This window comes from Bacillus mesophilum (assembly GCF_008923265.1).
Taxonomy (GTDB): domain Bacteria; phylum Bacillota; class Bacilli; order Bacillales; family Cytobacillaceae; genus Cytobacillus; species Cytobacillus mesophilum.
Genome location: NZ_WBOT01000001.1, coordinates 646284 through 665070, shown reverse-complemented (window position 1 = coordinate 665070; position 18787 = coordinate 646284). Strand labels below are relative to the sequence as shown.

Below are 18787 nucleotides of genomic sequence, written 5' to 3'. Positions count from 1 at the left end.
GAAAAAAATTTATAGATAGGATGTTTTAAATGAACTTAAAACCGTTAAATGAACCAAAAGAACTGAGAATACTCCGGCATTTGAACAGCCGTATGGAGTTAAGTGAAAAAGAGATTCAGCAGTATCGAAATTTGGAAAAAGGTTATGTTGGTGAGGTTGTTTTTTCGCAGTTTTTAAAGCCGCTTGGTGAAAATGCCACTCTTCTATTTGACTTGTTACTCGAGCAAAATCAAACGCTCTTTCAGATTGATGCAACCCTTTTTCTGAACAATGAGATCTATTTATTCGAAGTGAAAAACTATTGTGGCGACTTTTATATGGATGGGGAGATTTTGCGAACAATATCGGGGAATGAAGTAAAGAGTCCGATTTTACAGGTAAAGAGGTCTGAGTCCTTAATGAGGCGGTTACTTTCTGATATGGGAGGTTCTGCGGTAAAGCTCCATTATTACATCGTTTTTGTAAACCCCGAATTCACCCTATATCAGGCCCCGCCTAGTTTAAAGGCTATCCTTCCGACACAAATGAATCGGTTTATCAGGAAATTAAAAACGCAGCCAGCACAGGTTTCAACCAGACAGGAAAAACTCGCTGCGAAACTCGTTGAAAGGCATATTGAGGAGTCGCCATATAGGAAGTTACCAGAATATGATTATGGTAAACTAGGGAAAGGGGTTGTTTGTTTGGAGTGTGGGTCTTTGCGTATGGAGGTTTTCAAAAAAAGGCAATTGAAATGCGCAGCTTGTGAAAATATTGAAAACGTGGACGATGCCATTATACGTAGCGTGAAAGAATTTATGTTGCTGTTCCCTGAAAAACCTGTAACTACTCCTGTTATTCATGAATGGTGTGGACTATTTAGGTCAAACAAAGCTATACAGAGAATATTATCTACTCACTTTACCCAAATAGGAACCAGGAAAGTGACTTATTATGTTAAGCAATAACGCAATTTTACAGCTTTACTTAGTTTGATGTCTCTTTAATTAATTTAACTAATCTTTTGGCATAATTATGTACTTTGGTCGTATTTCTATGGCCTTAACGACAGATCTTAGACATTTTCGTCCGCTTCCGTCCTTACAACAACCTTTTTACAATCCATCTTGTGATTTTGCCCTCACTTCGGTCGTTAAAGCGTCTTTTTAACTACCCTTCTTGAGCATTTCTATTCACTTCGGTCGTTAAAACATCTTTTTAACTACCCTTCTTGGGTTTTTCCATTCATTTCGGTCGTTTAAACATCTTTTTAACTACCCTTCTTGGGCTTTTCCATTCATTTCGGTCGTTTAAACATCTTTTTAACGACTCATCTTGGGCTTTTCCATTCATTTCGGTCGTTTAAACATCTTTTTATCGACTCATCTTGGGCTTTTCCATTCATTTCGGTCGTTAAAGCGTCTTTTTAACTACCCTTCTCAGGCTTTTCCATTCATTTCGATCGTTAAAGCATTTTTTAACACCCTTTTCGGGCTTTCCACCTACTTCGATCGTTAATTCCTCTTTTTTAACAACTATTCTAGAATAAAACCGCCCACCTCAGTAGTTCGCCCAGAATTTAAAACTAACAATCAACCATCGGGCAGGATCGACACCACAAAAAATTCATCCTGCCCACCACAAATTCTTTTTATGAAGATTAAATCAACTTATAATTCCGGTGATTCACCACAGTCATCAGTGGTTCATCTTTCTTTTCATTCAAACCATATTCAATTATCACTGAGTTTTCCCGAAGTACGACTACTTTGCCTTTTTGTCCTTTGGCTTCTCCTTTATTCACTTGTACCCAGTCACCTATATTTGCTGTCTTTACGCTACTTTTTTGTTCTTCCATTGAGAGCCTCCAACTATTATGTTTGTTTTATTAGTATGACCATTGAAATTCTCATTGATACAACCCTCTAAAGGGTGAGGTTTCATGAAAGTTTTCCCCAAAAACCATTTCCAAAATCATACTAAATCATAATACTGCTTTTTTAACCAAATGCAATAGTTTTTTATCTATACATCATCTCACCTGCAAAATGAGCAGAGATAACGAACTAAAATATGTTAAAATATAACAGAATTATTGTTAAAGGTGGGGATTTCTTGAGCAAACAGAAAGCAACAGGCATTTTACTCTACCCGCGGTTTAGCGAGTATGAGTTATCGGTTCTTCTATCCGTTTTAAGGCAAGGCGGGAAAAAAGTAATCTATTTAGGTTTGGATCATGAGCCTGTAAAAGGTGAAGGTGGCTTGCCTTGTATACCTGAAACCACCATTCACGACATCAATTTAGAAAACATCGATAGTCTTGTTCTGCCAGGTGTAGATGATTTTAAGCATTTAGTAAATCATGAAGAGTTATCAGCCTTTTTAAAAAAGGCGAATGACCAAAAAAGATTAATTGGAGCTATCTCCAGCGCTCCGTATTTATTATCAATGAGTGGTTTACTAGATCATAAAAAATACACAACCGGATTAACATTCGAACAACGAAGGTTCTTAGGCACATTTAACGAGAAAAACTATTCCAGCTCAAATGTAGTAATAGATAAAAATATGATCACCGCAAAGGGTTCTGCCTTTATTGAATTTGCATTTGGTTTTGGTGACTTGCTAAATTTAAAATTTAACAAGGATTGGTACATAAAATATAGTGTTTACAGATAACAAAAAACCAGCTACTCACACATAGCTGGTTTTGCTCTTTACCTATTTGTACTATTCAACCCAACCTCGCTCTCACTCCACTTCCAAAACCGCTCTACCAATTCATCGTCTTTTGCTGTTTTAGCAATCGGGGCTTCTTTTTCATTGTAAAAATAGTGACCGGTTGTTTTCTCAACTGTCGGGCTGGTGGCTAGGAAAATGGCTGTTTTAGCACCTTCCTCTGCTGTTCTGAAAAACGGAACAAGCATTTTAATGAAGTTTTTTCCAAATCCGGTTGTGCGATCCACACCAAGATTTGTTGCAACGGCACCAGGGTGCAGGCTGTTGACTGTTACGTTTGTTCCTTCAAGACGCTGAGACAGTCCGCGGGAAAACAAGACATTGGCCAGCTTTGAGCGTCCATACCCTTTAACGACATTGTAGCCGTTCTTAAAATACGGATTTTCAAAGTCCATCTTGCCCCATTTATGTGCGCCAGAAGAAACAACGACGATTCTTCCTTGTGGTGCTGCCTTCAAGTGATCAAGCAGCAAATTCGTTAACAGGAAATGACCAAGATGATTGACGCCAAGCATCGCTTCAAAACCATCCTCAGTTTCCTGCCGTTTTAATGAAACCACTCCAGCGTTATTTATTAAAATATCCAATTTGGGGTATTTGCTTTTAAACTCATCACAAAATTGGCGAATATGTGATAGAGAGCTTAAATCGCAGAGCATTAACTCAATATCTCCAGAGTCGCTAGCTTCTTGGGCCTCATGAAGTGCCTTTTCTCCCTTTTCTGGATTTCTGCACACCATAATGACATGGATATTCTGTTTGGCGAGTGCAATCGTTGTTGCTAAACCCATCCCGGAATTGGCACCAGTGACAATCGCTATTTTTTTCAAAATATAATCCCTCTTCTCTTAGTTGTGGATTTTTAACCATTTCCACCTTTGGAATGCTGATAAACTTTATAACCTTTTTGCTTCAAAGTGTCAATGAATGCTTGACTGTCAGCAATCGTATACCTCATCAATTCAACAGCCGGGTACCCTTGTTTGCGATTATTGATTAAGTTCATCTTCCTCATTCCAGCATAGCTTTCAATAAACTTTTCTTCATTATGTAGAACAATGCCAATCATCTTATTCAACTGTCTTTTATAAAGCATCACACCATCAATGTTTTCAAAGCCAATAAATCCGTAGCCAGGATTAATATGGATCGTTATTCCTTGCTCATTTAAGGTAATGGAGGGCCGTTTTTGCCGTGCTTTTCTTGTTAAAAGTAATAATAAAGAGGTTGCCAGAAAGAAAACACATAGAACAATCGTTAGTGAATGTGAAAGGATTGACATTTGATCACCTGCTGCTGCAAGAACCAATAATGTTATGATCCCAGCTATGCCAGTAAGAATGCCAATGATCAGCACCTCGGTATATTTGCTGTAAAAGTATTGATTTTCCATGCTCCCACCTCTACTTTTTTATAAATAGTTTAACAGAAACATTGAAATATAGAGGAAAATATGTAAAGAAAGATTGCTATTTTTCCTTTTTTTCCTACATAATAAAAGAATAATTGGAGGTATTTAATATGAAGAAAACAGATGTATTTTGGAATGAATACTGCAGCTTGCATCAGCTTGAGAATGTCACTTATAAAGATGCTTTTCAATTTGGTGCAGAGCCCGATTGGCTGGCAGATTTAGTTGTGAATGGCAAGAAGACAGCTACAACCTCAGGTCATGTTTTTTATGAACTTGAAAACGAGCCAGTGCCACAGGCAGGCGAATACTCAATTGTTTTAAATAGCAGCGACGAGCCTGTCGCGATTATTAAAATTGATTCCGTTGAAGTTCTGCCAATGGACGAAGTGTCTGAAGAATTTGCCATAGCTGAAGGGGAAGGTGATTATGCATTTTGGTGGGAAGCGCATGAGAAATTTTTTAAAAATGAATTAAAGCCATATAATCTCGAATTTGTTCCAAATATGGTTGTAGTTTGTGAGCGTTTTACTAAAGTTTACTCTAGATAGTTTAACTGGAGATGCGTTTTGTTCCCGTCATCATCCTTTTTATGGTCTGAAGGGCACTTTGATCGGCCTTTAGTGCCCGTCAACACGCTCTTTCCAAGCTGACGGGCACTTTGGACGCACTTTAGTTCCCTTCAAAACGCTTTTTTCAGGTCGACGAACACTTTCGCCACGCCTAACTTCCCTTCAACACGCTTTTTCCAGTCCGACGGGCACTTCCGACACGCCTAACTCCCCGTCACCACGCTTCTTCCAAGCCAACGGGTACTTCCTCCACGCCTAACTCCCCATAACCGCTCTTTTCCCCACTTAAATCACGCCAATCTATCACACTTTCAACGACCCACGGAACCCCCGCGCTGCATAGTAGGAGGATGCCCCGTTGTGATACAAAAACACTTGTCCAAAGCGATAGTCACAAAATAAGGCTCCGCCAAGCGAACGAACCTCATCAGGTGTCTGCACCCAGCTTGATGTTTTCTTGTCGAACTCCCCAAGTTTCTGCAATGCACGATATTCTTCCTCTGTTAATATTTCAATTCCCATCTCAGCTGCCACATCAATGGCATTGTTTTCTGGCTTATTCGCTTTTCTTGATTCTAAAGCTTCTCGATCATAACAATAGCTTCTGCGGCCTTTAGGACTTTCTTCTGAGCAGTCATAAAAGATAAACTCGCCTCCCTGGTCGTCATATTCAACCACATCTGGTTCGCCGCCTGTCCTTTCCATTTCGTTCAGTGACCAAAGTTTTTCAGGCTGTGCTTCCAGTTTCGCTAGAACATCCTCCCATTTAAGGTCATGATGACGATGCATATTATTGTCAAATCGCGCTTTCAATGTTTGCATTAATTCTTCACGTTGTTCATTTAACAGCTTTTCCATGTTCATTCTCCTTTTACTCGTTCAATTTTCGTCTCATTTACTATGGGGGCAATCAGATCAATACGATTCGTCCAAATTCCGCCTCGGTAATCCTCTGGCACTCTTTCTAAATCAGCCTTTTGATCAAATCCTTCTGACCAATCTCCATTTCCTGCTACTAAAATAACTCTTGTGTTGGCATCCTCCATCCGATTGATAAAAGTTTGAGGAAATCCCCACAGGTATGGAGCAAATTTTTCAGGGATATGAATTTGCGTATTCTTGCAGGCTTTAGGAACAAAACCTGACCAGCCTAGCGCTTCGTATGATAGTAAACAGCTTTTTAATGTTTCCTTGGACATGACACGCATTTCTGGGAGAATATCCTTTAAAGTCTCAATTGGTTCATTGCCGCCATATACGGTTAATTGTTGCAGCCTATCAGCCGTATACCTAGTTGTCAGGTATTCTGCTAATTTCTCTCCTTCTATTGGATCGTTGCTTTTAATATGAATTAAAAATTCCTTATCTGGAAAATGTGTCAGTACCTCTTGCAATGTGGGCATTGGACCTAACTCCTTGCCTCGAAAAGGATATGACTTTCCATTGTCGGCTGTATAGCCATATCCGATGTCAAGCTGTCTCAGCTCATGCATTGTATGATCTCTGATTTTCCCGCTGCCATCTGTTCTGCACTCCAGTGTCCAATCATGAAATACGGCGAACTCGCCATCTTTTGTAAGCTGAATATCCAATTCAACTACATCGGCTTCTGCTTTAAAGGCTGCCTCCATTGATGGAATGGTATTTTCCAAATAAGGATGCTCAGGATCGTAAATGATTTCTGCGGTACATGTTTCTGCTGTAATTTCATCCATTGGAAAAGTCTGTGCTAACCCACGGTGAGCTAAAAGGAGGGGCTCCCCATTTCTCTCTTCTGCAAATAGAGAGCTATTGTTAAGGTAAACAAAGAGAATAAGCAGGATACTAAATACAAGCAGACCTTTAAACCATTTTTTCATCATGATCTTCCTATCCGTTGAGCTTTTCTTCCTTAAAAATATTACGCATCATACTGGTACCTGCGCAGCCAATCTTCCAGCCTATTAAACAGCTCCTGGTGAATAGGCTGTTGCATCAGACTTTTGAATTCTTTCATTGCACCCAGTATGGTGTTGGTGCCTTCAGACCTTCGCAAAATATGATTCATATCAGGAATAATATACCACTCAGAATCTCCTTTTACCATATTGGCAATCACCTCTGCATTATTTGACGGAACCTTTCCCTGCTCCTCTTCCCGAATGGAAGTCGATCACTTCCCAGAAATACACCGGCTCTGAATATTCTGTATGTTCCAGCCACAGAGATGGGTATTATTTCAACTTATTATTTGGATAAAAATTCTTTCCATACTTCGTCCTCTACCCCAAAATACCCTTCATGTGAACATGCAGCCAATATACACTGATCCTTTCGATAAAACATTAAATCCTCTGGCATTTCCGGACCGATCCAGCCAAACAGAGATTGGCTGTATTCTTTTAAGAATAGTTTTGTCGCATTGTTGTTCCGAAAATAATATACATATGCCTTGTTACCGTCCGTAAGTCTTGTTGTTTCCCATTTGGTTTGCACTTTTCTTTCTATTAAATGTACTCTAATATCTGATATCAATTGATCCACACAAGCAAGACGATCTGATTCAAACTCCATCCATTGCGTACTTTCAACAAACGCAAACCTATCTGAGTGTTTAAATAGAATATCTATTAATTGTTTGTATGATTTGCCTTTAATATCTTTCACGATCATTACCATGATGTTGTCCCCTAATTAATCCTTAATGCCATAAAAGAGTCTGGATTCAATTCTTCGCTTTCTATTACAATAGCGGTTAGACCTAAATCTGTTTTCGTTTCATGCCATTCATCTTTTTCCCAAAAAACAGCGTCGCCTGATTGAACTTTTATGTACTCATCTCTTTCACCTCGTACTAAACCTTCTCCATTCATAATTAAAAGGAGCTGAGGGACAACTGCCTGATGATAACCAATGACACCGTTCTTCTCTAGATGCATACAGCCCACATGGACAGGTTTTTCAGATTGAATAATTCGTGACATGATAAAATTAGAATCGTATTTCGTTATTTTCTTACCCTCTTCTTTTCGAAAGCTATAAATTTTCATTTTCAACCTCCATCTTCATGAAATCTTGCCATTACATAGGTATTATAATAGTTCCCGTCCGATAGTAGTCTGTCCTTTTTTATTAAGCCTTCGATTTCAAAGCCAAGGCTTTTGTATAGGTCTATGCCTCTCGTATTCGTTTCAAGAACACCATATAATTCCAGTTTAGCTATACCGTTGTTATCAGCCCATGCGATTGTTGCCTCAAGCAGCTTTCTTCCTATTCCATATCCCCAGTAATCCTTTAAAACACCTAACCCAAACTCAGCTTTATGGATAAATCTTTTTAAATCATTGCCGGCACATCTTGAATAAGCAATCAATTTGCCATCCATTTCAGCAACTAAGAATAAAGTTCTAGGATGATTTGTATCTGCTTCTATGATTTTTTCAAAACCAGTTTGGTCTATGAAATCCTCTCCCTCTTCTCTGTCCATGTTTTCGGTTTCTCCGTCAATTTTTACTCGTAACAGCGATAAATTCTTGGCATCACTGTGAACAGCTAATCTAATTTTAAAGGTGAGATCTTTCTTCGTAATGATCACTATAAGCTGCACTCCTTTTTTTATTTAGTTGAGTCATTCAAAAATATAAAAAAAACTCCCCAAGCCCAAAACTCAGGAAGTAAATAAGTTACAAAAACGGATTATAAAACCGGCTTCCATCATAAAAGGTCACAACCAGGCTGACAATCAGAATCAGTGTAAATACAATAAGCGTGATATAATCTCCAGGCTGGAAAGCCCGTGCACTGTACCATGTCCGTTTATTGTTTTTCCCGAAGCCGCGCAGCTCCATCGCGTTGCTGATAGTTTCAATTTTATCAAGGCTCGAGAGGATAAGCGGGATAATAATGGATGCAGCGTTTTTAAGACGCTTGAACAGCTTCTCATTTTTAGACATATCAATGCCGCGAGCCTGCTGTGAGAGCGCAATGCTCTGATAATCGCGCTGAACATCCGGGATGTAGCGAAGTGCTAACGCGACTGCATAGGAAATGCGGTAGCTGACGCCAATTTTGTTTAAGGACGCCGCAAATTCGCTTGGATTTGTCGTGACGATAAAAAGTAAGGCAACAGGGATCACTGTGAAATATTTTAATGTGATATTAAACTGATAAAAGATCTGCTCCAATGTGAGATTATAGCGGCCAAAAAAGTCTGCAATCACTGTACTGCTGCCATAGATTTTGACACCTTCCTGCGGAGAGAACAAATAAATGGCTGCATTATTTAACAGTAAAAATACTAAAATAAACAGTAAAACAAAGGATATTTCTCTTAGTTTAATTTTAGAAACAATGAAAATCACTATTCCTAAAACGAATAAAAAGAGCAGAATGCGAGTATCATAGGTGAGCATCGCTGCAAAAGACCAGAGAATAAAGCATACCAGCTTAGTGACACCCGTTAAGCGGTGAATCGGTGTATTTCTTTCAATATAAGAGAGCATTTCTACTGCCATTTCTGTTTCGCCTCCCGATCAAAAGAAATAAAACGGCCGATAAAGTCTAACGGATTCTTTACACCCAGACGGTTTGCGAGTTCAAATAAAGAGGTTTCCTTTAAGTTCGCATCCAGAATCAGGGCAGAATCTGTCAATACTTCAACAGCGGAAGTATCGCCTATTTTTTTTCCGTCATTGATCACAATCGCCCTTGGTGTGTATTCAAGCATCAAATGCATATCATGAGTGATCATGATGATTGTCACACCGTGCTGATTCAGCTCTGATAAAAATTCCATAATCTCCGTATAATGTCGCAGGTCCTGACCAGCTGTCGGTTCATCTAAAATAATGATATCCGGATTCAAAACTAAAATAGAAGCGATCGTTACTCGTTTCCGCTGACCAAAGCTTAATGCTGAAATGGGCCAGTTTCGAAACGGATAAAGCCCGCACACCTTTAATGTTTTTTCGACTCTTTCTTTTATTTCAGCTTCTGCTGCTCCCCGAATCACGAGGCCAAGTGCAACTTCATCATAAATCATATGTTTTGAGATCATATGGTTTGGATTTTGCATCACGAGGCCAATTCTTTCCGATCGCTGCTTTATGCTATCATTTGTTATATCTAATCCATTAAGAAGAATTTTACCTTCATTTGGTTTAATAAAACCGCAGATTAATTTGGACAGAGTTGATTTGCCAGCTCCGTTGCGCCCCACAATACTGACCATTTCTCCTTTTTCAATCGACAGAGAGACATTCTCAATGGTTTTTCCCCCAGAACCATAAGAAAAAGAAATGTTCCGCAGCTCGAGAATACTTTCGGATTTACTAGTAAAAGAGGCTGCTTCAAATTGGTTATACCAGCTCAATATTTGATTCCGGCATCTATTCACATCAAATGTACTAATATGTGCTGGTTTCATATTGGCAGTCAATTCGCATCCTGCATATTTTGCCGCTTTAACATAAAGAGGTTCACGGATACTTATATCTTCTAGAATATTGCTCGCCAGTAAAGAATCCGGGTCCATATCTGCAACAATCCGACCGTCCTCCATGACAATAATCCGATCGACATCACAATGCAGCACCTCCTCTAAGCGATGCTCTATGATCACGATCGTTTTATTCATTTCTTTATGAATGGTGTCAATCAGTTCAATGGCACTTTTGCCTGTTGCAGGATCCAAATTAGCCAGCGGTTCATCAAATAGGAGAATATCAACATCATCAACCATGACACCGGCCAACGAAACCCTTTGTTTTTGTCCGCCAGATAAATGATGAATAGAAAAAGATAAATGCTCCTCCATGGCAACCATTGCTGCTGTATCTTTTACAATGGAATGCATTTCTTTTTGGTTTGTAAGGCTATTTTCCAGTGAAAAAGCGATATCCTCACCCACAGTTAGTCCAATGAATTGACCGTCCGGGTCCTGCAGAACGGTTCCAACCATTTTCGAGCGTGAGAATATATCCAATGTGTTTGCATCCTGCCCCAATATATGTAAGGTACCGGCTGTATCCCCTTTATGCGAGAAGGGAATTAAACCGTTTATACAGTGGCCAATCGTGCTTTTGCCTGAACCGCTTCTCCCCACGATTAAAATCTTTTCTCCTTCTTGGATTGATAGATTAATATCGTGTAAAGTCGGTTCAATTTGACTATGATATTTAAAAGAGTAGTCTTTGAACTCAATAACTGTTTTGTTCATGTTTGTCTCCTTGCTTGTAAGAAAAGTGCAGCCTGCATCTACTAAGCATATAGTCACTTTTCAAGGTTCGTTCTACATCCATTGACTTAAAGAGCGATTCTATGCCTTAAACGCAGACAAACGCCGCCACAAAAATTGTGGCAACGCTGAGACGTTTTGCATGTATTTCGCTTTCCTTTTGAACAAACGGTGAAAAAATTACACCGTTACATTTCTCTATGCAGGCTATTGCCTTGACTGCGTGTTTTACCGTATGCCACTAATAAAATCGTACCTATAATTCCAACTGTAATCATATTTGAAACTCCAGCGAACAATCCTTGGACGAATACTTTATTAGCCGGTTCGGCGTAGATCAAAATATCTAGTAAAGGAGCAACTAAGAACCAGCCAATCCCTTGAGCAAGGACTTGAACGATATTAAACGTTACAATTTTGTTTGTACCAAGTTTACCAGATTCAATGTTAATCTTTTTAGCTGCCAGACCAATTAAAAATCCTACAAGCGCCGAAACAACAACCCAGCTCCACCAAACAGATCCATATGAAATCGCGTCATTTAACGCATGGCCGATAAAGCCGATTAATGCACCAGCAACTGGTCCAAAAACAATGGCCATAAGTGCTAAAAATGCGTAGGATGTTTGTATCGTTGTGTTGGGAACCGGCGATGGAATAGCTGCAAATTTAGCTAAAATGATAAAAACAGCTGCCCCAATTCCGATTGCTACAATCGTTTTAATAGATAATTTCAAGAAACCCACTCCCTTATTCTATTTTCTATTTATAAGATTTAATTATATACAAGTTTCTGAACTTTTCGTATAGAAATTTTCCAATTTGGTCCGGATTGTACATGATAAGCTTTTGCAAAGGAACCTTGATTCAGCGCAACTCCAATTTTATCAAGGGAATTCACATAAAGAAGCGGTTCTCCAAGATGACTATCTGCAAATGAGCGCCCGAAAGTCATGATGTTTTTGTATATCTGTCTAGTGCCATTTTCAATGACTACTTCAAATGAATCGCCATACTCAATGCTTAATTCTTTAAACAGTACGCGGTCAATATTAGACCAAAGATTTCCGAAACGAATGTCAAGTATATCAATATTTCCTGTTACAGAACCATTCGAAATTACTGCTTCTTCTGCAGGTAATTCAATAACACTTGCTGGGTCTAATTCAGGTCCAACCTGTTCGTATGTTATAACGCCAGTTGCCAATCTTGCTCCAGTGAAGGCATACACATCACGGCCGTGAAACGTATAGGATTCTCCTGAGCGCGGCAGTCTGTTTACCTTTTCATCAATTAATCTTGCTTCTTTTATGCCAATATGTTTCTTAATCTGAGTGAGTGTGCCGTTATCAGGTGTAACAATATAATGGTTTGACTCTGTCTTAACTACGATCGAACGTCGGTCTGTACCTACTCCTGGATCGACAACCGATACAAACACTGTTTCTTCTGGCCAATAAGAAATGGTTTGATATAGACGATAAGCTCCGTCCCAAATGTTGTATTGAGGAATATCATGGGTCAGATCAAAAATACGAACCTTTGGATCAACAGATAAAGCAACACCATACATTGCACTTACCGCCCCATCACTAATGCCAAAATCGGTTTGAATGACTAAATAATTATTCATTTTTTCTTCCTCCAATAGTTTATAAAATAAAAAACCACGTCATTATCCATTCATCGGATAAGGACGTGGTTCTAGATCACGTGGTACCACCTTACTTCACTGCATGTGTAACACATTGCAGCCTCATTCAAGTACTGACATAAGTCATTATACTGTGGTGTTTGTAACGAGCACCAAATCTCGCCGGAACCTAACATGCGAATGCACTTTCAGCACGGAACTCAGAGGCCATTGTTCAGATTAGCACTTTTGCTTCTTTTCAGCTACCGAAGCTCTCTTTGTAAACTGCATAATCTTACTTTTTCTCTTCATCGTTTGTGGGAATCATTTAATTATTCGAAATATTATTGATGATTATAAAATAGAAAAAAACGTTTGGCAAGTTGTTTTTACATATTTACAAACTTTTTATATTTCTAATCTGTATTTTCTAAAAAGTCCTTCAATAACCCTTCATTCCCTGTTTTTTCAAAGAAATAATCAATTCCATAATGAGACGCAATACTCATTACAATTGTCCACACGATAATACTGCCAGTCATCCAAAAAGTGATTTGTTTGCGAGTACCTCCAAAGCTCATTGCCAGGATCACGCCAAGATGGGTGCCAATTAAAATAGGTGAGACAATGGTTAAGCCGGGCAATCCATACTTTTTCCAGATACGTGCAGCACGCTGCCCTTTCTTATCTGACCCCTCTTTGCCCTTTTTCTCCTTGCGCCGCTGCAGCCATACCTTCACATGATCAATCAGCAGAATCAGAAGCCAAATCGTGAGTATATTCCCGGCGAAGGCCAGAATGGTGACAGGAATTGCCGGCAAGCCAACAGCAATGCCTAATGGAATAACACCAACAACCTCCATAAAAGGAGTTGCTCCTAATAGAAAAATAACCAAATAAGCCAAAAACACATTCATTATGATCCTCCTTGTTCCAAAACGTAACATGTTATTCTTTATTTTACGGAGATAACTAGATTTAGTTTCAGTTTTTACCTTCCGCAACAAAATTTCCCCATGCAAAAAGCTGAAACCTGTAGAGCTTCAGCTTTTATGAAATATTTATTTCGATTTTCTTTTGTTTATTTCTTTTTTTATAGCAGGAACAACCTGTTCTTTAAGTGCTTTCTTAACCTTTGGATCATCGAGCAGCTTTTTTACTTTTTTTAGAACCATGTAATAAACCTCCTCTATCACTCATCTATTCCCGATTTTTGTTGTTTTATAACCTATTAGTCTTGGTAAGTGACTAAATCCCGTGCTAATAATAGTGAGTTTAAATTTTATTAATCAATCATAAATTCCGCAGTCAAATAATATTCATCATAGTCGCCTGTTTCTCTAAAATCCATTATTTCCTTTACGATTCGGTATTCTCCCTCATCCAGACTTCCATAGAGGATCTCCCAGACAGCCTCCCATTCCTGGACAGTTTCTGGTTCCAAGTCATATCCAATATCTTGAATTGAATACTCATCTACATTACTAGGAACTCCAAACCATTGATTCTCACTTTTCTTTTCCAATACAAATCCTTCCCCATACAGTCCTTGTTTATCAGAGTTATTCTCAAATACAACAGTCAAATTAGTGGGCGAGACAGAACCTTCTTTAATCTTCATCGTAACTCCCTGAAAGTTATTGACTGTTTCATACGGAGTAGGTTCTAAGTCTGCTTCTTCCGATTTTTGTTCATCATTACAACCGGCGGCCAAGATCAGGCTCATAACTACAGGAACGATGCTAATAAGGTTTCTTTTCATGTTCTCACTCCTTATTTATAATGAAAGCAGCGTCTATTTAAATAGTTATTCTTTTAAACTTTATATTTTAATTTGTTTTTTCCTGGTATTTATACAACCATTATATCGTAAAGGCTGGGAATTTAAATGCGTTTGGTATTAATTTGGTAATAGATTAATTACTTTATTATAAATAAAAGATAGGGTTGTGATCAAAAATGAAAACAATGAATGGGTTTAAAGGCCTTATATTTGGTGTGGTCTTTTCAATTGCTGCTGCATTCTTATTTATGCTGATTGGACAGACAATGGCTGGTGGAGTAACGTCCTTTTGGGGTGAAAGCTGGTTATATTTTTCTGTCTTGATTCCCTTCTCTATTACTTTTCCCATATTAAGCGTATATTTTCATAATAAAAAAAATGTGTCAAACAAAAAACTTTGGCAGATCAGCGCAATATGTGCCCTTCTTGTATCCTTATTCAGCGGAACGATTGGTGCGATTTTTGGCGAAATGCTGGTCAGAGGCGGAATCGACTCCATCAACATTGAAGGAACACTTGTCTGGGGGCCGATTTATGCTATCATTCTGCTGCCAGTTACGATTCCATTTGCGAGGTTATTGATAGGTTTTTTTTATAGGGTGGTTAGCAGGTAATCTAATTTTTTTATATTATGCATTGAATGAATCTTGTTTCTACATGAATTGTATAAATCCTCTATAGCCTTTCCATAATGAAGAAGGAATAACCTAAAGCAATGTTGAAAATACAAGCTATTGAAACTATTAATGTTAAATCAGGAGGTCATTATGGGCAGAATTATACATTTTGAAATTCATGTTGATGACATGGAGCGTGCTAAGAAGTTTTATGGAGAAGTATTTGGCTGGAAGTTTGAAGATTATAGTGAATTTGCTGGCATGCCCTATTTCGGCGCTGTGACTGGCAGTGATGAATACCCTGGAATTAATGGAGCTTTGATGCAGCGAAAAAGTCCCGCACCAGATGCAAACCAGCCTTTAAATGGTTTTGCCTGTACAATGGGTGTAGGAAATTATGATGAAACAGAAGCAAAGATTCTTGAACAAGGCGGTACACCAGCACTGCCTAAATATGCTCTTCCAGGAATGGCGTGGCAGGGTTATTATAAGGACACCGAAGGAAACATATTTGGCATTCATCAGCCAGATGTTAATGCGAAATAGAGGGTTTATAACAAGACAAAACGCTCAGAAATATAATGTGAGCGTTTTGTTTATAACCATTTTTTAAAATCTAAATACGTAATATTATTTAAGCTTATACGGGATGACTCACCGATTTATCTTCCCCTGACATTCCAACAAAATTAATAAGCAGTATGTACAATGGATACAGAATTAATCCTCCGATCGCTATTAGACCAGAGCCAGGATTAGGATCATCTCCACCATACGTTACGGGAAACAAAGCAGCGAAACTATATACAAAAAGGACAAAGTAAGGCACCCATAGGATGACCGTCCAATAATTTCGCTTTCGGCCATTCAGCCACTTATTGGTTAATAAATATAGAAGAATTGTACCCGCAATAATCCCGACTAGACTGATGATGCCTGACAAGGTGGTTACTGTAGACAACTCCCAATTTGTTATTCTGCTAATTCTATAAACGTTTAACATAAGTTCTAAAGGAACAAAGACCATAATTGCATAAAGTATACTTACAACATTTAACCTTAAAAAATAGTTCAATTACGATGCCCCCAATGATGTATCATCCAAATTTTCATCGATGCTGATCAATTAAAATAGGGTTCCCATCTGGGTCTTCCAGTGTAATGAATGCCGGTCCTTCTGTTGATTCATCAGCTTCTTTTATGATCTTTACTCCCTTTTCTTTCAATTCTTTTTGGAGTTCACGCACATCTGTAAAATGCTCGAGATTTTCAGCGTTATCGTCCCAGCCTGGATTAAAAGTCAGAAGGTTTTTCTCAAACATCCCTTGGAAAAGCCCTATCACTGTATGTTCATTTTTCATGATCAGCCACTTTTGAGTGATATCCCCTCCTAAAGTTTTAAACCCCAGCGTTTCATAGAACTCCTTTGATACATGTATATCTTTAACATTCAAACTTACAGAAAATGCTCCAAGTTTCATGATAAAGTCTCCTTTCGCGTATTTTCTTATTTATTAACAATCTTTATTACTTTTAACACAAAACGATCAAACTTCTCTTCTGCCTCTGCTCGGCGTGTTGCCAAACAAATTAAAGGGTAGCTAGGACAAATTTGCAGCAGCTTTTGCTCCTCGACAGGCAGATAACAGTCAATTCTTACCTCCCACGCCCCTTGCTCGTTCTTATAGGCAACCGCTTTATAATCACTATTCATATCTCGATTGTAATCAATATGCCAATGACGCCCAATCAGATGTTCTTCTATCTCTTTCGCATAATCACTATATACTGCAGTGATCCAAACAAGTTCCATTTCCTGTGTTACTAGGTTGGCAGGAATAGGTGCATTACTAGGCAACTCTTCATGATCATAAACGGTACCAGCAAGATAATAAGCTAGGTCCTTCTTTGCGTTTTGGGTAGCTTCCTTTTTTGTCTTGCCAAGGCTTTTATAATGCTTCCATCCCGTTTCAGGATACAATGTTGGAAAATGGACACCATAACCTTCTTTATTTTTCTTAATAAATGCTGGGTAAATCGCGCTTTGAAAAGCCATATGTACCACACCACTCTATTTTAATTAACAACACAGCTGATTACTTTTTCCAGGCAACGGGAACATTTACAAGTACATAATTCCCTGTCCACATTTGAGTAGAAGCAATTAGTGTTTGATTCTTCTTTTCAAAGAAAAGACCATTGCCATCGTAATTGCGAAATTTCCATTCTTCCTCTTGAATCATATCCTTTATTTTGTTTTTGGCCATTCTTTGGTCCATTTTAGTCATATACCACTCATTTTCTAAATCAGTGCCAATCTTAATCATATCTTTAAACTGTAAAGAATCTATGACTTCTTTTTTGCTCATCGTATCAATGGGCAGTGCAGGATAATAGAATTTACTATTTATAGCAATAATGAGTAAAATGATTCCTATTGCGCCAGTGATTATAAGCCATTTTTTCACGAGTTCTCCCCTTTTCCAACACTACAATACTATTTCTATAACTTGGGAATCAACTCCTCCTATTTGGATCATGCAGCTTGTTAGAATAAGTTGTTGTTTCTCTGAATCTCAACATATATTTTATTTTAAAATTATATTTCATAATACAAACTGTTAACAAAATCACTCCTTAAGTTGAACCAAGAAATTCTGTCTGCAACTCAGTTTCTTTCGATGAAAAATCTACTGTATAGGCCTTTCCTGCAGCTCTTGAACTCACAATCTTTGTTAGTTCCTGTCCTATAAAATGAAGTGCAACGCCATCATCAGCAGCAACTCCCGGTTTAATTTTGGCAGCTGAAATAAGCTGATGATAAGACGGTCTTCTTTCTGCTTCTCCATCATAATGCGGACAATTGCTTCCCTGTAAAAAACCGAGACATGACAATGGTTCGAGTCCGTCTCCATAGGAGTCCGTAACGCCTTCTTCAAACCAGCAGATCGAGCCTGCACTAATTCCAGCTAAGATAATTCCTTGTTCCCAAGCTTCTTTCATCACAAGATCTAATCCCCATTCTTTCCATAAGGCCAATAAGTTTTTTGTATTCCCGCCGCCAACATAAATAATATCTTTCTCCAGTAAAAAACCCGCTAAATCCCTAGTTGGCGGTTTGAATAAGGAAAGATGAGAAGGTTCACAATTCATTTGTTCAAAAAACTGATAAAATCTTGAAGTATAACTGTCAGAATCACCACTGGCTGTCGGGACGAAACAGATTTTAGGTTTCAATTTATTTGATTGATTCAATATGTAAGAATCTAAGATTGGATTATCCGGTTCCATAGAGAACCCGCCGCCTCCAAGGGCGATGATTTGTTTCATTTATATCGCACCTCCAGTAGATTAACAATTTACATTGCTTTGCAATTAATTATGAGAGCTGCTGTGTCCGTAATTTATAAAAATCTTATCATCTATTTGAATATTCACTTTATTAAAAGCTGACCAAAAAGGTCCCCGATAAATATATAGGTTGGAATTATATGTTAAAATTATAATATTAACTTTTAAACCAATCGGTATAGCGGATCAGCAGCTGTTTTTGTACCTATCAATGAAAAGAGGTCAATCCATGAAAATTAGATGGAAAGTGGAAGAATTTATTTCTGATAGCCTAAGAGAAGCTGAAGTTTGGGCACACTCGTTATCAAATCAATTAATGGTTGAGGGAATAAATGGGTATCAAACACCTGACGAAAAAATTGCTTTTGCGTTAGCATTTTATCTTGCTAGTGTTCCCGAAAATATGGTTCATACTGATTATGATGGCCAAATTTATAAGGTATGGTACAGTGTTAATTTATAAAATTCACTTCTCTGCTAATCTTATA

The 18787-nt window shown here is 38.3% G+C and carries 26 protein-coding genes and 1 other annotated feature; of the genes, 6 read left to right on the top strand and 20 right to left on the bottom strand.

Features of this window, described 5'->3' with window-relative positions:
• Positions 1 to 29 precede the first annotated feature (29 nt).
• The gene (locus F7732_RS03340) at positions 30 to 947 is read left to right on the top strand and encodes a nuclease-related domain-containing protein (RefSeq protein WP_151572236.1); all 918 of its coding nucleotides are present in this window, start codon (positions 30 to 32) and stop codon (positions 945 to 947) included.
• Positions 948 to 1639: 692 nt separating this feature from the next.
• On the opposite strand, the gene F7732_RS03335 is transcribed toward F7732_RS03340, so the two are convergent.
• Positions 1640 to 1837, bottom strand: coding sequence for a DUF2187 family protein (locus tag F7732_RS03335; RefSeq protein WP_066445992.1), 198 nt, complete (start codon positions 1835 to 1837; stop codon positions 1640 to 1642).
• Positions 1838 to 2094: 257 nt separating this feature from the next.
• On the opposite strand from F7732_RS03335, the gene F7732_RS03330 reads away from it, so the two are divergent.
• Entirely contained in the window at positions 2095 to 2658 is a 564-nt protein-coding gene (locus F7732_RS03330; protein ID WP_240056509.1) for a DJ-1/PfpI family protein, read from the top strand.
• A gap of 38 nt (positions 2659 to 2696) precedes the next feature.
• Here the strand turns inward: F7732_RS03330 and F7732_RS03325 are convergent, their stop codons facing one another.
• On the bottom strand, positions 2697 to 3551 hold the full coding sequence (locus tag F7732_RS03325; protein WP_151572234.1) for an SDR family oxidoreductase: 855 nt from the start codon (positions 3549 to 3551) through the stop codon (positions 2697 to 2699).
• A gap of 29 nt (positions 3552 to 3580) precedes the next feature.
• Positions 3581 to 4111, bottom strand: a complete 531-nt coding sequence (locus tag F7732_RS03320; RefSeq protein ID WP_151572233.1) for an STM3941 family protein — start codon at positions 4109 to 4111, stop codon at positions 3581 to 3583.
• Positions 4112 to 4239: 128 nt separating this feature from the next.
• Between F7732_RS03320 and F7732_RS03315 the strand changes: the two genes are divergently transcribed.
• Positions 4240 to 4680 (top strand): ASCH domain-containing protein, encoded by a 441-nt coding sequence (locus tag F7732_RS03315; RefSeq protein WP_151572232.1) that lies wholly within the window; start codon positions 4240 to 4242, stop codon positions 4678 to 4680.
• A gap of 324 nt (positions 4681 to 5004) precedes the next feature.
• Here the strand turns inward: F7732_RS03315 and F7732_RS03310 are convergent, their stop codons facing one another.
• The 12 genes from F7732_RS03310 to F7732_RS03255 form a co-directional block, all read right to left on the bottom strand.
• Positions 5005 to 5565, bottom strand: a complete 561-nt coding sequence (locus F7732_RS03310) for a DUF4256 domain-containing protein (RefSeq protein WP_151572231.1) — start codon at positions 5563 to 5565, stop codon at positions 5005 to 5007.
• A complete protein-coding gene (locus tag F7732_RS03305) occupies positions 5562 to 6563 on the bottom strand; it encodes a glycerophosphodiester phosphodiesterase family protein (RefSeq protein ID WP_151572230.1) in 1002 nt (333 codons plus the stop codon). Before F7732_RS03305 ends, F7732_RS03310 begins: the two co-directional genes overlap by 4 nt.
• 38 nt (positions 6564 to 6601) lie before the next feature.
• The gene (locus F7732_RS03300; RefSeq protein ID WP_151572229.1) at positions 6602 to 6787 is read right to left on the bottom strand and encodes a hypothetical protein; all 186 of its coding nucleotides are present in this window, start codon (positions 6785 to 6787) and stop codon (positions 6602 to 6604) included.
• A 140-nt stretch (positions 6788 to 6927) separates the two neighbouring features.
• Positions 6928 to 7359 carry a stage III sporulation protein AH gene (locus F7732_RS03295; RefSeq protein WP_151572228.1) on the bottom strand — a complete coding sequence of 144 codons (432 nt, stop codon included), beginning with the start codon at positions 7357 to 7359 and terminating at the stop codon, positions 6928 to 6930.
• Positions 7360 to 7370: 11 nt separating this feature from the next.
• Positions 7371 to 7730, bottom strand: a complete 360-nt coding sequence (locus tag F7732_RS03290) for a cupin domain-containing protein (RefSeq protein ID WP_151572227.1) — start codon at positions 7728 to 7730, stop codon at positions 7371 to 7373.
• A gap of 2 nt (positions 7731 to 7732) precedes the next feature.
• Complete coding sequence (locus tag F7732_RS03285) at positions 7733 to 8275, bottom strand: GNAT family N-acetyltransferase (protein WP_151572226.1); 543 nt, start codon at positions 8273 to 8275, stop codon at positions 7733 to 7735.
• Positions 8276 to 8363: 88 nt separating this feature from the next.
• Positions 8364 to 9194, bottom strand: a complete 831-nt coding sequence (locus F7732_RS03280) for an energy-coupling factor transporter transmembrane component T family protein (RefSeq protein WP_151572225.1) — start codon at positions 9192 to 9194, stop codon at positions 8364 to 8366.
• Positions 9185 to 10897 (bottom strand): ABC transporter ATP-binding protein, encoded by a 1713-nt coding sequence (locus F7732_RS03275; RefSeq protein WP_151572224.1) that lies wholly within the window; start codon positions 10895 to 10897, stop codon positions 9185 to 9187. Before F7732_RS03275 ends, F7732_RS03280 begins: the two co-directional genes overlap by 10 nt.
• A 206-nt stretch (positions 10898 to 11103) precedes the next feature.
• Positions 11104 to 11652: an ECF-type riboflavin transporter substrate-binding protein gene (locus F7732_RS03270; RefSeq protein WP_066446046.1), complete on the bottom strand. Its 549-nt coding sequence runs from the start codon at positions 11650 to 11652 to the stop codon at positions 11104 to 11106.
• A 38-nt stretch (positions 11653 to 11690) separates the two neighbouring features.
• The gene (locus F7732_RS03265; RefSeq protein WP_066446049.1) at positions 11691 to 12548 is read right to left on the bottom strand and encodes an SAM hydrolase/SAM-dependent halogenase family protein; all 858 of its coding nucleotides are present in this window, start codon (positions 12546 to 12548) and stop codon (positions 11691 to 11693) included.
• Between the two features lie 56 nt (positions 12549 to 12604).
• Positions 12605 to 12869 (bottom strand) — a binding site (T-box leader).
• Positions 12870 to 12964: 95 nt separating this feature from the next.
• Entirely contained in the window at positions 12965 to 13465 is a 501-nt protein-coding gene (locus F7732_RS03260) for a small multi-drug export protein (RefSeq protein ID WP_151572222.1), read from the bottom strand.
• 368 nt (positions 13466 to 13833) lie between these two features.
• On the bottom strand, positions 13834 to 14310 hold the full coding sequence (locus F7732_RS03255) for an immunoglobulin-like domain-containing protein (protein ID WP_151572221.1): 477 nt from the start codon (positions 14308 to 14310) through the stop codon (positions 13834 to 13836).
• Positions 14311 to 14507: 197 nt separating this feature from the next.
• Here F7732_RS03255 and F7732_RS03250 point away from each other — a divergent pair, with 197 nt between their 5' ends.
• On the top strand, positions 14508 to 14945 hold the full coding sequence (locus F7732_RS03250) for a hypothetical protein (protein WP_151572220.1): 438 nt from the start codon (positions 14508 to 14510) through the stop codon (positions 14943 to 14945).
• A gap of 153 nt (positions 14946 to 15098) precedes the next feature.
• The gene (locus tag F7732_RS03245) at positions 15099 to 15494 is read left to right on the top strand and encodes a VOC family protein (protein WP_151572219.1); all 396 of its coding nucleotides are present in this window, start codon (positions 15099 to 15101) and stop codon (positions 15492 to 15494) included.
• 94 nt (positions 15495 to 15588) lie between these two features.
• Here the strand turns inward: F7732_RS03245 and F7732_RS03240 are convergent, their stop codons facing one another.
• The 5 genes from F7732_RS03240 to F7732_RS03220 all read right to left on the bottom strand — a co-directional run bounded on the left by F7732_RS03240 (position 15589) and on the right by F7732_RS03220 (position 18278).
• Positions 15589 to 16023, bottom strand: coding sequence for a hypothetical protein (locus F7732_RS03240; RefSeq protein WP_151572218.1), 435 nt, complete (start codon positions 16021 to 16023; stop codon positions 15589 to 15591).
• Positions 16024 to 16057: 34 nt separating this feature from the next.
• Complete coding sequence (locus F7732_RS03235; RefSeq protein ID WP_151572217.1) at positions 16058 to 16429, bottom strand: VOC family protein; 372 nt, start codon at positions 16427 to 16429, stop codon at positions 16058 to 16060.
• Positions 16430 to 16455: 26 nt separating this feature from the next.
• The gene (locus F7732_RS03230) at positions 16456 to 17004 is read right to left on the bottom strand and encodes a type II toxin-antitoxin system HicB family antitoxin (RefSeq protein WP_151572216.1); all 549 of its coding nucleotides are present in this window, start codon (positions 17002 to 17004) and stop codon (positions 16456 to 16458) included.
• A gap of 40 nt (positions 17005 to 17044) precedes the next feature.
• Complete coding sequence (locus F7732_RS03225) at positions 17045 to 17416, bottom strand: hypothetical protein (RefSeq protein ID WP_151572215.1); 372 nt, start codon at positions 17414 to 17416, stop codon at positions 17045 to 17047.
• A gap of 169 nt (positions 17417 to 17585) precedes the next feature.
• Positions 17586 to 18278 carry a Type 1 glutamine amidotransferase-like domain-containing protein gene (locus F7732_RS03220; RefSeq protein ID WP_151572214.1) on the bottom strand — a complete coding sequence of 231 codons (693 nt, stop codon included), beginning with the start codon at positions 18276 to 18278 and terminating at the stop codon, positions 17586 to 17588.
• Between the two features lie 250 nt (positions 18279 to 18528).
• Between F7732_RS03220 and F7732_RS03215 the strand changes: the two genes are divergently transcribed.
• Positions 18529 to 18762 carry a hypothetical protein gene (locus tag F7732_RS03215; protein WP_240056508.1) on the top strand — a complete coding sequence of 78 codons (234 nt, stop codon included), beginning with the start codon at positions 18529 to 18531 and terminating at the stop codon, positions 18760 to 18762.
• The last annotated feature ends 25 nt before the right edge of the window (positions 18763 to 18787 follow it).